At 68.2% G+C, this 13,842-nt stretch carries 11 protein-coding genes; 1 reads left to right on the top strand and 10 read right to left on the bottom strand.

Features of this window, described 5'->3' with window-relative positions; genetic code table 11:
- The first annotated feature begins 73 nt into the window (after window positions 1–73).
- Complete coding sequence (locus RCF13_RS06315) at window positions 74–622, top strand: NADAR family protein (RefSeq protein ID WP_061479329.1); 549 nt, start codon at window positions 74–76, stop codon at window positions 620–622.
- Window positions 623–737: 115 nt separating this feature from the next.
- On the opposite strand, the gene tkt is transcribed toward RCF13_RS06315, so the two are convergent.
- From tkt to RCF13_RS06265, 10 genes are all read right to left on the bottom strand, one after another.
- On the bottom strand, window positions 738–2,735 hold the full coding sequence (tkt, locus tag RCF13_RS06310; protein ID WP_134968090.1) for a transketolase: 1,998 nt from the start codon (window positions 2,733–2,735) through the stop codon (window positions 738–740).
- Window positions 2,736–2,861: 126 nt separating this feature from the next.
- The gene (locus tag RCF13_RS06305) at window positions 2,862–3,284 is read right to left on the bottom strand and encodes a hypothetical protein (protein ID WP_227837915.1); all 423 of its coding nucleotides are present in this window, start codon (window positions 3,282–3,284) and stop codon (window positions 2,862–2,864) included.
- 77 nt (window positions 3,285–3,361) lie between these two features.
- Window positions 3,362–4,681, bottom strand: a complete 1,320-nt coding sequence (locus RCF13_RS06300; protein ID WP_065185312.1) for a dicarboxylate/amino acid:cation symporter — start codon at window positions 4,679–4,681, stop codon at window positions 3,362–3,364.
- A gap of 57 nt (window positions 4,682–4,738) precedes the next feature.
- Window positions 4,739–6,454 carry a BatD family protein gene (locus RCF13_RS06295; RefSeq protein WP_308140960.1) on the bottom strand — a complete coding sequence of 572 codons (1,716 nt, stop codon included), beginning with the start codon at window positions 6,452–6,454 and terminating at the stop codon, window positions 4,739–4,741.
- Window positions 6,451–8,289 carry a tetratricopeptide repeat protein gene (locus RCF13_RS06290; RefSeq protein WP_231352274.1) on the bottom strand — a complete coding sequence of 613 codons (1,839 nt, stop codon included), beginning with the start codon at window positions 8,287–8,289 and terminating at the stop codon, window positions 6,451–6,453. The genes RCF13_RS06295 and RCF13_RS06290 overlap by 4 nt, the downstream gene beginning before the upstream one ends.
- Window positions 8,286–9,290, bottom strand: coding sequence for a VWA domain-containing protein (locus RCF13_RS06285; RefSeq protein WP_134969406.1), 1,005 nt, complete (start codon window positions 9,288–9,290; stop codon window positions 8,286–8,288). The genes RCF13_RS06290 and RCF13_RS06285 overlap by 4 nt, the downstream gene beginning before the upstream one ends.
- Entirely contained in the window at window positions 9,287–9,736 is a 450-nt protein-coding gene (locus tag RCF13_RS06280) for a DUF4381 family protein (RefSeq protein ID WP_231352275.1), read from the bottom strand. Before RCF13_RS06280 ends, RCF13_RS06285 begins: the two co-directional genes overlap by 4 nt.
- Window positions 9,733–10,662 (bottom strand): DUF58 domain-containing protein, encoded by a 930-nt coding sequence (locus tag RCF13_RS06275; protein WP_231352276.1) that lies wholly within the window; start codon window positions 10,660–10,662, stop codon window positions 9,733–9,735. Before RCF13_RS06275 ends, RCF13_RS06280 begins: the two co-directional genes overlap by 4 nt.
- A gap of 8 nt (window positions 10,663–10,670) precedes the next feature.
- A complete protein-coding gene (locus RCF13_RS06270; protein ID WP_049411374.1) occupies window positions 10,671–11,696 on the bottom strand; it encodes a MoxR family ATPase in 1,026 nt (341 codons plus the stop codon).
- A gap of 173 nt (window positions 11,697–11,869) precedes the next feature.
- Window positions 11,870–13,840 (bottom strand): type IV pilus secretin PilQ family protein, encoded by a 1,971-nt coding sequence (locus tag RCF13_RS06265; RefSeq protein ID WP_308140959.1) that lies wholly within the window; start codon window positions 13,838–13,840, stop codon window positions 11,870–11,872.
- Window positions 13,841–13,842: the final 2 nt, after the last annotated feature.

The raw sequence follows: 13,842 nt of genomic DNA, 5'->3' as shown, positions 1-13,842 counted from the left end.
GGCGAATGGGGATCGCTGCCAACCAAGCTTGGCAGCTCCCGGAGCGCCGTCGCTGACGCGGTATCCTGTAGCGATGAAAGACGACTCCCGTTTCCTGCGTGACCTGCAGCAGCGCCAGGCCGCAGGCGAAGACCTGCGTTACCTCTGCTTCTGGGGCCACCAGCCGCCGCGCATCGGTGTGTCCGCCTCGTGCTTCAGCCAGTGGTATGACGCAGGCTTCGACATCGATGGCATGCACTACCGCACCGCCGAGCACTACATGATGGCCGGCAAGGCGCGCCTGTTCGGTGCCACCGGCCTGCTCGACACGATCATCGCCAGCGCCACGCCGGACAAGGCCAAGGCGCTCGGCCGCAAGATCGAAGGCTTCGACGAGGCGCTCTGGACGCAGGCACGCTACGACCTAGTCGTGGAGGGCAACAAGGCCAAGTTCGCGCAGAACCCGGAACTGGGCGCGTTCCTGCGCTCTACCGAAGGCTGGGTGCTGGTCGAAGCCAGCCCGGTGGACGTCATCTGGGGCATCGGCCTGGCCAAGGACCACGCCGACGCGCACAACCCGGCACAGTGGCGCGGATTGAACCTGCTGGGGTTCGCGTTAATGGACGTGCGCGAGGCGATGTAGCGTTTATCCACGCACGGCGTGGATCTACTGGCAAGACGACCGATTCGTTTCGCCCCACAGAAAAAGAGAAAGGCCGGCTTGCGCCGGCCTTTCCTTCATCACTCCATGTCGCTGCTTACAGCGCCTTGGCCGCTTCCACCACGTGCGCCGTGGTGATGCCGAAGTGCTTGTACAGCTGGTCGGCCGGGGCCGAGGCACCGAAGGTGTCGATACCGATCACCGCACCGTCCAGGCCTACGAACTGGCGCCAGAAACCGGTGACGCCAGCTTCCACGGCCACGCGCTTGCGCACCGCGTTCGGCAGCACCGATTCACGGTAGGCCGCATCCTGGCGCAGGAACACGTCGGTGGACGGCATCGAGACCACGCGGGTCTTGATACCGGCCGCATCCAGCTGGGCCTTGGCTTCGGTAGCCAGCGAGACTTCCGAACCGGTGGCGATCAGGATCACGTCCGGGGTACCGGCGGCATCGGCCAGCACGTAACCGCCGCGCTCGATCTGCTTGATCTGCTCGGCGCTGCGCGGCTGGTGCGGCAGGTTCTGGCGGCTGAACACCAGGCAGCTCGGGCCGTCCTGGCGGGTGATCGCGGCCTTCCAGCTCACCGCCGACTCGACCGCATCGCACGGGCGCCACACGTCGTTGTTCGGGATGTAGCGCAGCGAGGCCAGGTGCTCCACCGGCTGGTGGGTCGGGCCGTCTTCGCCCAGGCCGATCGAGTCGTGGGTATAGACGTGGATGGCGTGGGCCGGAATCAGCGCGCTCATGCGCACGCCGTTGCGGGCGTAATCGCTGAACACCAGGAAGGTGGCGTCGAACGGAATGAAGCCACCGTGCAGGGCCAGGCCATTGGCGATGGCGGTCATGCCGAACTCGCGCACGCCGTAGTACACGTAGTTGGCGTTGGCGTCGTCGCTGGCGACCGACCTGCTGCCCTTCCACAGGGTCAGGTTGGAGTGCGCCAGGTCGGCCGAGCCACCGACGATTTCCGGCAGCAGCGGCGCATAGGCTTCGATGGCCAGCTGCGAGGCCTTGCGCGATGCAATCGTCGGGCCTTCAGCGGCCACCTGGGCGATGTAGGCATCGGCCTTGGCAACGAAGTCGGCTGGCAGCTCGCCGTGCGAGCGGCGGGTCAGCTCAGCCGCCTCTGCCGGATACTGGCTGGCGTACTTGTCGAACAGCTGTTCCCACTCGGCCTGGCGCAGGGTGCCGGCGCCATTGGCGCGCCAGCCGTCGTAGATCGCCTGCGGGATCTCGAACGGGCCGTATTCCCAGCCCAGCTGCTTGCGGGTGGCTTCCAGCTCGTCCTTGCCCAGCGGAGCACCGTGGCTGGATTCCTTGCCCGCCTTGTTCGGCGAACCGAAGCCGATGGTGGTGCGGCAGCAGATCAGGGTCGGCTTGTCGCTCTGCGACAGCGCGGCCTCGATGCCGGCCTTGATGCTGTCCGGGTCGTGGCCGTCAACATCGCGGATCACGTTCCAGCCATAGGCCTCGAAACGCTCCGGGGTGTTGTCGGTGAACCAGCCCTCGACGTTGCCGTCGATGGAGATGTGGTTGTTGTCCCAGAAGCAGACCAGCTTGTGCAGGCCCCAGGTGCCGGCCAGCGAGGCCGCTTCGTGCGACACGCCTTCCATCAGGCAGCCATCACCCATGAACACCCAGGTGCGGTGGTCGACCACTTCCAGCTCCGGGCGGTTGAAGCGCTGTGCCAGCAGCTTCTCGGCCAGGGCGAAGCCCACGGCATTGGCGAAACCCTGGCCCAGCGGGCCGGTGGTGGTTTCCACGCCCGGGGTCTCGTGGCGCTCCGGATGGCCTGCGGTGTGGCTGCCCAGCTGGCGGAACAGCTTGAGCTGCTCGATCGGCAGGTCGTAACCGCTCAGGTGCAGCAGCGCGTACTGCAGCATCGAACCGTGGCCGTTGGACAGCACGAAACGGTCGCGGTTGAACCAGTGCGGGTTGCTCGGGTTATGGCGGAGGTAGTCGTTCCAGAGGACTTCGGCGATGTCGGCCATGCCCATGGGCATGCCGGGGTGGCCGGACTTTGCGGTTTCAACCGCATCGGCGGCGAGGAAGCGGATGGCGTTGGCCAACTGGCGACGGGTAGGCTGCGTCATGGTTCTGTCGGAATCGGGAGGCGGCCGCGGACGTGCGGGCGGCCTATTGTCCCACAGACGCGGGGCCGGGTTCAGGCGTAGGACCAGATCCCTTGCCAGTGAAAGGGATCTGGTCCCGCCAACCCCTTACTTGGGCGCGGCAGCCTCGATCACGCCACACATCGACTTCTTCTGGAAGTCCTCGCCAGTGGCGTAGGTAGCCGGGGTGGTCTTGGTCACGGTGATCTTGGAACCCTTGCCCTCGGCTTCAACCAGCACGTTCCACGGCAGGGTGGTCTGGCCACCATTGAACTGGACGTTCTGTTCCAGGGTCAGCATGCCCAGGTCCTTGTCCACGCTGGCGACCTTCAGGCCCGACTTCACGCCCTCGATCTGGATACGCTTGAGAGCGTCGGCCGGGGTAACGTTGGGCACCACGTCCCAGGTGGTGAAGGTGCGCCCGGCGAAGAAGCTGCCGGTCTTGGTGTAGTTGGTTTCACAGGCCTTCTGGGCACTGGCGTCGAAAGCCAGCAGGCCCAGGGCGGCGACCATCACGTACGAAATCCTCATTTCTGCTCCCTTTCGCACGGCGCCAATCCCGACGCCTTCCATGCGTCGGGATAGTATCCATGGCATTCAGGGCGCGTTCAATCGAGGGGCGTGCCCAGCGCCGGTCCGTCATGGGACTCGCCCTTGGCCACCAACGTGGTCAGGGCCAGGTCGCCGGTCACGTTCAGGGCGGTACGGCACATGTCCAGGAAGTGGTTCACGCCCAGGATCAGGCCGATGCCCAGCGGGTTCACACCGACCATCGCGCAGATCATCGCCACCACCGGCAGCGAGCCCGACGGCACGCCCGCCGTGCCGATGCCGCCAAGGATGCAGACCGCCATCACCATGATCTGCTGGCCAATGCTCAGGTCCACGCCGAAGAACTGGGCCAGGAAGATCACCGTCACGCCCTCGAACAGGGCGGTGCCGTTCTGGTTGGCGGTGGCACCCACGGTCAGCACGAAGCGCGACACGCGCTGCGGCAGGCCCATCTGGTCCGCCACGCGCAGTGCGGTCGGCAGGGTCGCGTTGCTGGAGGCGGTGGAGAACGCCATCACCGTCGCTTCCTGGGTATCGCGGAAGAACGACAGCGGCGAGCGGCCGGACAGCCATACGGCAGTACCGTAGGTCACGACCATGTGCAGGCCGAGCGCCAGCACCACCACGCCCACGTACGCGCCCAGGCGGATGATCAGCTCGAAGCCGAACAGCGCGGCCAGATTGAACATGAAGCAGGCCACCGCATAGGGGGCCAGGCGGATGACCAGGTTGATCAGGGTCATCGAGATTTCAAACACGCCTTCGATGGCGCGGCGCAACGGGGCGACCTTCTCATTGTCGGTCAGTACCATGCCGATGCCGAACATCAGCGCGAAGAACATCAGCGACAGGATCGCGCCGTTGTCCGACGCGGCCTGCAGCACATTGCTCGGCACGATCGACAGCAGCATGTCCATGCCCTTCGGCGTGCCATGGATGCCAGCGACGATTTCCTTGCTGCGCTCGGCGTTCTCCGACAGCATCATCGCGGCGACCTGCGGATCCACGCCGGCGCCCGGCTTGAGCAGGTTGACCAGCACCAGGCCGATGCCTACGGCAATGCCGGACAGCAGCACGGTATAGGCCAGGGTCTTCCAGCCGATGCGGCCCAGGGCGCGGATGTCGCCCATCTCCGACACGCCCATGATCAGCGCCGAGAAGATCAGCGGCACGATCAGCATGAAGATCAGGTTGAGGAACAGGCCCGACGCCGGGGTGGTGACGTAGTCCATGACCCACTTGGCACCGGCCTGCAGGCCATCGACGCTGCCGCCCAGGGCGTGCACGATCAGTCCCAGGATCAGGCCGATCGCAAAGCCGATGCCCATCTTCCAATGCAGGGGCAACTTCTTCTTGTCGGCAGCAGCTGCTGTCATGCGCGGGTTTCCTCGAAAAATGAATGCACTCTAACAAAGCGCGCAAGCGGCGCCGGTTCAGGTTCGCCGCGTTGGATACAGCGGCGCCAGGCCAGTGTCGGCGGCGCCGGTAGCCACCGACCAGTGCGGTCCGTCACGGAAGACCTCACGCAGGCGCATGCGCAACGGGGCCAGTTCGCCCTGCCCGCCCCAGCGCGCCTGCTGCAGGTCCAGCAACACCTGGCGCTGGGCCGGGTCATCCAGCCGGGCGATCACCTGCTCGATGCGCTCCACGCCCGCCATCGCACACAGACGCGCCTCCACCTGATCGAAACCCTCACCATCCAGCGCGCGGCGCAGTTCGGCCAAGCCGGCACGCCCGCTCACCACGGTCGTCACAGAGGGCTTGCCGGCTGCAGGCGCCGCCACACGCGGGCGTCGGCCTCGCTGCCAGCCCCACAACAGGGTCAGCAGCCACAGCAGCGCCAGGCCAATGGCCGCCGCCATCCATGGCCACGGTCGCTCGGACAGGCCGCTGGCGCGTGGATCGGTCGCGGCGATACGCCCATCCTGTCCATCGCTGCCCGGCAGCGCGGCAGCGGTGTCGATCGGTGGCAGCGCTGCCGGCGAGGCAGTGGCGGCGCCGGTACCGGCCGCAACGGCCAGCGTCAGGTCCGGCAGCTTCGCTTCCTGTGCCTTGCCGTTGCGCACATCCCACCAGGGCAGGCGTGGTCCCGGCACCACCAGCGAACCCGGCTGGCGCGGCACGATCGAATAGCGGCGGGTGATCTTCAGGCGCGGCGTGCTGCCGTTGAAGGTCTCTTCGTACTGTGCCGGTTCGGCGAACACCTGCGCGTTGGCGCCGACATCGGGGACCGGCAGGTCGGTGAACTGTGCTCGGGTCGCGCCTTCGGCAACCGCTTCGACCACCACGTTGGCTGCCTCGCCGGTACGGGCACTGGTGGGCGCGCTGGTGTAGCGCAGCTGCAGGCTCTGCAGGGGCAACCACGGCTGCGGCGCCTGTGCCGGCTGTGGCTGCACCTGCAACGTGCGGTCTGCGCCGGTGGCATTCATGCGGCCATCGCCGCCCCCGAAGAAGTCATCGAAGAAACCTCCGGCGCTGCGCCCGCTGAAACGCGCACCGGACAGCCGCAACGCGCCGCTGCGCTCGGGGATCAGCAGGAAACGTCGTTCGACCACGTTGTAGCGGCGCCCGTTCACCTGCCGTACGTCGGTGCGGTCATCGCCCACCCGCTGCAACGACGCGCCCGCCGGGGTATCCAGCACCAGCTCGCCGGAGGCCAGCTGCGAGGCGAAATACAACCGCACCACCACGCCCACGCTCTGCTGCACGTACGGCGTATCGTCATCGACAACGGTTTCGATGAAGGCCATCGCATTGCTGTCAGGTCCGGCCACGGCGGCCGCATCGACCTGCAGCGTCAGCGGCGCGGTTCGCGCACTTCCCACCTGCAGGCCCGGTACCACCAGCGCACCACTGCGCCGCGGCGTCAGCGCCACGCCATACAGGTTGCGCTGCTGCATGCTGCCATTGCTCCATTCCACCTGGCGGCTGCTGGTCTGGCCGCTCAGGTCGAAGTCGGTGCGCAATGGCGTGAAGTCGGGAGCGCCCTGATCGCTCTCGACATTGAGGGTGACCGTATCACCCATCGCGATGCGGTCGCGATCCAGCCAGGCGCGTGGATGCGCCCAGGCCAGCAGCGGCAGCCACAGCAACAGCGCCGCCAGTACCGGCCGTGACCAGTGCCCGTGCATGTTGATCGCCCGCGTCATCGCCCTTCCCTCTTCCTGCGTTCGTTTTCCAGCTGGAACTTGGCCCGCAGCAACGCGCCCGGATCATCCGGCACACGCCGCATCCACGCTTCCACCGCCTGTTGCTCCTCGCGCTCGCGCGGTGTGCGGCCCTCAGCCCCCGGTACGGGTTTGCCGTCCTTGCCAGCCTCGCCTTCGCGTGCCTGCTGCATCGCCTGCTGCATGCGCTGGCGCTGCTGCTCATCGGCCTGGGCCTGTGCCTTGGCATCCTCCACCTGTGGTGGCGCCTGCTGGCCATCGCGGCCGCGCTGGCCGGGCTGCGGGCTCGACGGGTTCTTGTCGTCACCCGCCCTGGGCTGCCCCTGCTGGCCCGACGGCGGCTGGCCCTGGCCGGGATTCTGCTGGCCCTGCTGCGGCTTCTGGCCCTGCGGGTTCTGCTGGCCCGAGGTATCGTTCTGCTGCTTATGCTGCCCGCTCTGCGGTGGCTTCTGATGATCCTGGCCTTTGCCACCCGACTGCCTGCGCTTGCGCGCGGCATCGACCACGGCACGGTTGGCAACCGCATCGGCCATGCCGGGATGCAACGCCAGCGCGCGGTCGTAGGCGGCGATCGCTTCGTCGTAGTTGCCTTCGCGTGCCAGCGTGTTGCCCAGGTTGTACCAACCGGCATCGTTGTCGATGCCTTCGAAGCGTTTGCGTGCAGTGGTGAAGTCGCCGTTGCGGTAAGCCTGGACCCCCTCGGCCAGGCGCTGATGCTGCGCCTGGTCGCTACGCTTCCACAGCGTGCCCTGCGCGGGTTGCGAGGCCTGCGTCGCAGGTGCCTGCGCCTGCGCGTCATTCATCCATGGCACGAGGCCGACCGCGAGCACCGCCGCCAGCAGCGCACGACGGCGGAAGGCCAGCAATGCCAGCAGCATCACCGGCGGCAGCAGCCAGAAGCCTTCGTCACGCCACTGCTTGCCTTCGCCCGGCCGCTGCGCCGCCGTGCCTTCGCGCGCGTCGAGTACACCGAGCGCACGCAGATCGCTGTCATCGGCGGCGATGCGTGCATAGCGGCCGCCGCCTGCAGTGGCCACCGCGCGCAGGCTGCCCTCATCCAGCGCAGCCTGGCGGATCTGCCCGCTGCCATCGCGGTAGGCCGCACCGGCAGGCGTGCCCAGGCCCAGCACCGACACCTGCAGGCCCAGGCTGCGTGCCTGCGCTGCCGCCAGTGCAGCTTCACCATCCGCCTGGTCGCTGACCAGCAGGATCTGCCCCTGCAGCGCACCGATCTGCCGCATCAGCCGTGTTGCCCAGTCGATGCCGCGGTCGGCACGCTGGCCATCGCGCGGCATCACGTCCGGCGACAGCGCATCCAGATACAGCGCGACGTTGCTGCCGTCGTCGGTCAGCGGCGCCACGGTGTAGGCATCATCGGCATACACCACCAGCCCCACCTGCCCGCCCTGGCGAGCGCGCAGCAGCTGGCCTACTTTCGCGCGCGCCTGCAGCAGGCGCGACGGTGGCAGATCGGTTGCGCTGATCCGGCTGGACAGGTCCAGTACCACCAGCAGCGGCGCGCTGGCCTGGAACATCGGCTGCGCCTGCTGCCGCCAGCTCGGCCCGGCCATCGCCAGCGATGCCAGTGTCCAGCCCAGCAGCAGCGCCCATGGCAGGCGCACGCGACGCTTCGCACCGGCGGCCAGCAGATGTGGCAACAGATGTGCATCCACCGCCTGCCGCCACGCATCACTGCGTCGCTGCCGGTGCAGCGCCAACGCGATGATCAGCGGCAGCGCCAGCAGCGCCCACAACCACTCGGGCCGCAGGAAGTGCAGCGCGTTCCAGTCGGGAAGATTCGAAGCAAACGCGATCATCGGCGACACTCCGGCCACAGCCAGGCCAGCACGCCCAGCAGCAACGCCAGCCCCAACGGCCAGGCATAGCGTTCTTCGCGCGGACGCAGGCTCGGGCCCTTCGCGGCCACTGGCTCCAGGCGATCGAGCTCGGCGTAGATCCCGGCCAGCTGCGCGGTGTCACGCGCGCGGAAGAACTGGCCACCGGTCATGCTGGCGATCTTCTTCAGGGTGGCCTCATCGACCGGATCCTGGTCGGTGGAAATCGGAATGCCGAACAACCGCATGCTGCCATCGCCGCCAAATGCGACCGTGTGGATGCGCACGCCCTCGGCGCGCGCCACTTCCGCGGCGCGCAGCGGTTCCAGCACACCGGCATTGCTGACACCATCGGTCAGCAGGATCAGCACGCGCTGTCCCTCCGGCTGGCTGCGCAGGCGCTTGACCGCCAGGCCGATGGCATCCCCGATGGCGGTCTCGCGCCCGGCCAGGCCGACCACGCTGTCGCGCAGCTGGTCGCGCACGCTGGCCAGGTCCGCAGTCAGCGGCGTGAGCGTGTAGGCGCGGTCACCGAAGATCAGCAGGCCGACGCGGTCGCCCGCACGACGATCAAGGAAGTCGGCAAGCACGGCCTTGGCTGCGGTCAGGCGATCGACCGCCTGGTCGCCCAGCACCATGTCGCCCTCGCCCATGCTTCCGGACACGTCCATCGCCAACATCATCTGTCGGCCCTGCTGCGGGGGTGTCATGGCTTCGCCCAGCTGCTGCGGTCGCGCCAGCGCGATGCACAGTGCACACCACCCCAGCCAAAGCAACAGCGTGCGCAGCCACGACACGTCGACGCGGCCACCACCGGACAGCGCTTCCAGCTCGGCGGCAGCGTAGGGGACGCGTAGTGCAGCACCCGGCGCTGCACGGCGCTTCCACCAGCGCATCAGCAGCGGCAACGGCAGCGCCAGCAAAGCCAGCGGCCACGCCAGCTGCAGGTCCGGCCATGGCCAGTAACTTGCCAGCAGGTTCATCGGCGGCGCTCCAGCAGCATCGCCAGGTAGCGTTCGCGGGCCCAGCTGCGTATGGCCGCCACGTCGCGGTTGTCGACGCGCGGGCGATAGGCGCCTTCGGCCAACAGGCTGCGGTGGTCATCGGCCAGCGTGCGCTGCGGGTCGAGGCGTTGCCACCAGGCGTCATCGCGCAGCGATTCACTGCCCGGCCGTGCATGGCGTGCGGCACGGCGCAGCAGTCCGGCGATGGCCGCCAGTTCGGCCGCAGCGTCGGGGGCGGTTGCCAGTTCCTGATCGAACAGCTGCAACCAGCGCTGGCGACGGCGGCGACGCCGCCACATCAGTACGGCGATCACCAGCAGCACCAGCATGACCACCGCGCCGATCATCAGGTAACCGGGGGCTGGCGGCCACCATGACGGTGCCGGCGGCAGCTGCACATCGCGCAACGGCAGCGCGGCGCTCATGCCGGCACCTCGGTCGGCGACGGCGCCAGCCAGGCGTCGCTGGGCGCATCGGAGGACAGCACCTGCACGTCGACGCGGCGCGCGCCGAGCTGGCGCCGCAGCTCCTGCAGCGGCTCGACAAAATGCGCCTGCCAGTGCGCCTGCACTTCGCTGCGGCGCAGGTCGAGACCGATGCGCTGCTGCGCGGTCTGGAACTGCAACGCCGCCGACGGTGGCCGCAGCTCCAGTGGATCGACCAGCAGCACCAGGCTTAGGTCGTGATGCTGGGCCAGCGCGCTCCAGCGCGCGGGCGGAATGCGGATGGCCTGCTGCGGATCGGCCAGCACCAGCATGCGCGCGCCTGGGCGCAGCACGCGGCCGGCATGGTCCAGCGCGCGCTCCAGGCCCAGATCGTCGGCCGGCGGCTGTGCATACCAGCGGGTCAGCGCGTCGAGCACGCGGAGCACACCGCGCGGCCCACCTGCGGGGGTGATCGGCGCTTCGCGGTCGCTGCCACGCAGCGCGCCCACGCGATCGCCACGGCGCTGCGCCGACCACGCGGCAACAGCACCCGCGCGTGCGGCCTGCACCGATTTGAAGCGCACGCGGGTACCGAAGTACAGCGCCGGCGACGTGTCGGCCACGATCAGGCTGATCCGCTCGCGCTCGGCCTGGAACAACTTGGTATGCGCGCGACCAGTGCGCGCGGTCACGCGCCAATCGATGTGGCGCGCGTCGTCGCCGGCCACATAGTCGCGCGACTCGGCGTACTCCATGCCGCGGCCGCGCAGCGGGGATGGCGCCTGGCCGGCGTTGCCGGTGCGGCCACGGCGCGGCGGCGGCGGACGCTGTGCCAGCCGGCGCAACGCGACCAGTTCGGCCAGCTGCGGGCGCAGGCCGTCACCTTCGAGCGCAGACGGTGCCTGTTCCAGGGATCGATCGGTCATGCGCAGGCTCAGGGTGCCGGCACCCGGGCCAGCAGCTCCTGCACCAGGCGCTCGCCATCCCAGCCCTCGGCGGTGGCTTCATAGCTGGGCAGCACGCGATGGCGCAGCACGTCGGCGGCGACCGCACGCACGTCGTCGGGCGTGACGAAATCACGGCCGGCCAGCCAGGCGCGCGCACGGGCACAGCGCTCCAGTGCGATGGAGCCGCGCGGGCTTGCCCCCCAGGCGATGCGGCGGCCCAGGCCGGCGTCGTAGCGCGAGGGGTCGCGCGAGGCCAGCACCAGCTCGATCAGGTAGCGCTCCAGTGCCGGTGCCATGTGCAGGTCCAGCACTTCACGGCGGGCATCGAACACGTCCTGCATCGGCATCTTGTCCGGCGCCGGCGCGGCCTCGCCCAATGCACCACGGGCACGCTCACGGGCCAACCGCAGGATCTCCGATTCGGCGGCCTGGTCCGGGTAGCCGATGCGCACATGCATCAGGAAGCGGTCCAGCTGCGCTTCCGGCAGCGGGAACGTGCCTTCCTGTTCGATCGGATTCTGCGTGGCCATCACCAGGAACAGCGGCGGCAGCGCATAGGTATGCCGGCCGACCGTGACCTGGCGCTCGCCCATGGCTTCCAGCAGCGCCGACTGCACCTTGGCCGGCGCGCGGTTGATCTCGTCGGCGAGCAGGATCGGGTGGAAGATCGGGCCAGGCACGAACTCGAACCGGCCTTCCTGCGGGCGCCAGATCTCGGTGCCGGTGAGGTCGGCCGGCAGCAGGTCGGGGGTGAACTGCACGCGGGCAAAGTCCGCTTCCAGGCGCGAAGCCAGCGCACGGATCGCCGTGGTCTTGGCCAGGCCCGGTGCCCCCTCCACCAGCAGATGGCCGTCGGCCAGCAGCGCGATCAGCAGGCGTTCGACCAGTGCCGCCTGGCCGACGATCTCGGCCGACAACGCGTCGCGCAGTCCGGTGAATGCCGCATGCAGGCGGGAGATGGCCGGCGCGGGCGGCGGCGAGATGGTTTCGGGCATCGGCGGTGGCAGGTTCATGGGGGCCTTTGACCGGCGCAGGACGGCACGGGTTCCCGACATCATCGCAGGGTGCCTTGCGATTGGCATCAAGAACGGCTGAACAGCGCATCCACGCATGGCGTGGATCTACCGGCGGAAACGAGGAAGGGCCGCACAGGGCGGCCCTTCTTCGAAGACTTCGGAGCGATGGCTCAGTTCTGCTTGGCCACGCGCAGCACCTTCGGGGTGACGAACACCAGCAGTTCGGCCTTGTCCTTGTTGCGGCCGCGCTTCTTGAACAGGTTGCCCAGGAACGGCACGTCGCCCAGGAACGGCACCTTGCTGATGCTGTTGCGATCGGTGAACTCGTAGACACCACCGATCACCACGGTCTGCCCGTCCTCGACCAGAACCGCGGTATTGACTTCGCGGCGGTTGATCGACGGCACGGTGCCGTAGCCCTCCAGCTGGATCAGCTGGTCGACTTCGTCCTTCTTCACCTGCATGTTGAGGAACACGCGGTTGTCGTTGGTGATGGTCGGGGTGACCTTCAGCTCCAGCACCACTTCCTTGAACTGCACGTTCGGCGTCGCCACGCCGCCAGCGGTACCACCGCTGATGGTGACGTAACCGATCTCCTTGCCCTGCTTGATCATCGCTTCGCGCTGGTTGGTGGTGACCACGCGCGGGTTGGAGATCACCTCGCCTCGCGATTCCTGCTGCATGGCCGACAGTTCCACGTCCAGCAGGTAGCCGGCATTGAGGATCGACAGTGCCAGCGAACCCGGGTTGCTGGCGGCGGCCACCGGCAGGTTCCAGTTCAGGCCACGGGTGATCGCCGAGCCGGACTTCACCGGCGGCGGGCCGACCCGGCCACCGGCTTCCCAGTCACGCTCGGCCTTGGCGTTGGCCAGGTCTGTTGCGACCTGCGACTTGCGGGTCTCGGCATTGGCATCCAGGCTGCCGCTGAAGTACACGTTGTCACGGCTGCCGCTGACACCGAACTTCGCGCCCAGTTCGCGGGCGAAGGTATCGGTGGCGATGACGATGCGGCTTTCGATCAGCACCTGGTCGACCGGGCGGTCGATCACGTTGATCAGCTCGCGCATGCGCGCGATCTTCTTCGGGATGTCGCTGATCATCAGCGTGTTGGTGCGCTCGTCGGCCACGATGCGGCCGCGCGAGGACAGGAAGCCACTGTCTTCCTGCGACGAGCTGCCCGAACCACCGCCGCTGCCACCACCACCACTGCCACCGATGCCCTTGGCCTCGGTCAGCGCTTTGAAGATCTGCGTGGCGCTGTGGTAGTTGATCTGGATGTAGTCGGTCCGCAGGTCTTCGCGGTTCTCGATGGCGATGCGCGCGTCTTCCTTCTCCTGCTCGAACTTGGCCAGTTCAGCCTGCGGCGCCACCCAGATCACGCTGCCATCGCGACGCTTGTCCAGGCCCTTCGCGCGCAGGACGATGTCCAGCGCCTGGTCCCATGGCACATTGACCAGGCGCAGGGTCACATTGCCCTGCACCGAGTCGGACGCAACCACGTTCAGGTTGGACTCCTCGGCGATCAACTGCAGCACGGTGCGCACCGGCACGTCCTGGAAGTTGAAGGTCACCGGCTTGCCGGTGAAACCACGCTGGCCGACGGCCTTGGCCGCCTGGGTGACGCTGCCGGCGGTGACCGCGCCGACGGCGGCCGGGGCCTGTCGCGGGCTGATCTCGACCACGTACTCATTGCCGCTCTGGTAGGCCAGCGACTCCACGGCACCCCCGGTGCTCAGCACCAGCTGGGTACCGGCACCGGACGGCTTGGCGTCGATGCGCTGTACCGGCGTGGCGAAGTCGGTGACGTTCATCGGCTTCTGCAGGTTGGCCGGCAGTCGGGCATTGCCGACGTCGACCACGACGCTGTTGCCCTGCGTGCGCAGGTCAGGGATCGCGCCCTGCCCGTCGAACTGCACGATCAGGCGCCCGGCGCCGTCATCGCCACGCTTGAAATCGATCTTGGCCACCGACAGGCCTGCCGGCGCAGCGGCCGGTGCCACGGTGGCGCCCACCGGCTTTTCCGCCGGTGCGGCAGCCAGCGCCGGAGCGCAGGCCAGCATCAGCGCGACTCCCAGCGCGCTGACACGGTTCAAGGTAGAGCGCCGGATGGGACGCAGCCCCTTGGCTTGGTGAAAGGTCATCG

Origin of the sequence: Stenotrophomonas maltophilia group sp. RNC7, from assembly GCF_030910085.1 — a bacterium.
Classification (GTDB): Bacteria; Pseudomonadota; Gammaproteobacteria; order Xanthomonadales; family Xanthomonadaceae; genus Stenotrophomonas; species Stenotrophomonas sepilia.
This window is presented reverse-complemented; position numbering and strand designations above follow the sequence as displayed.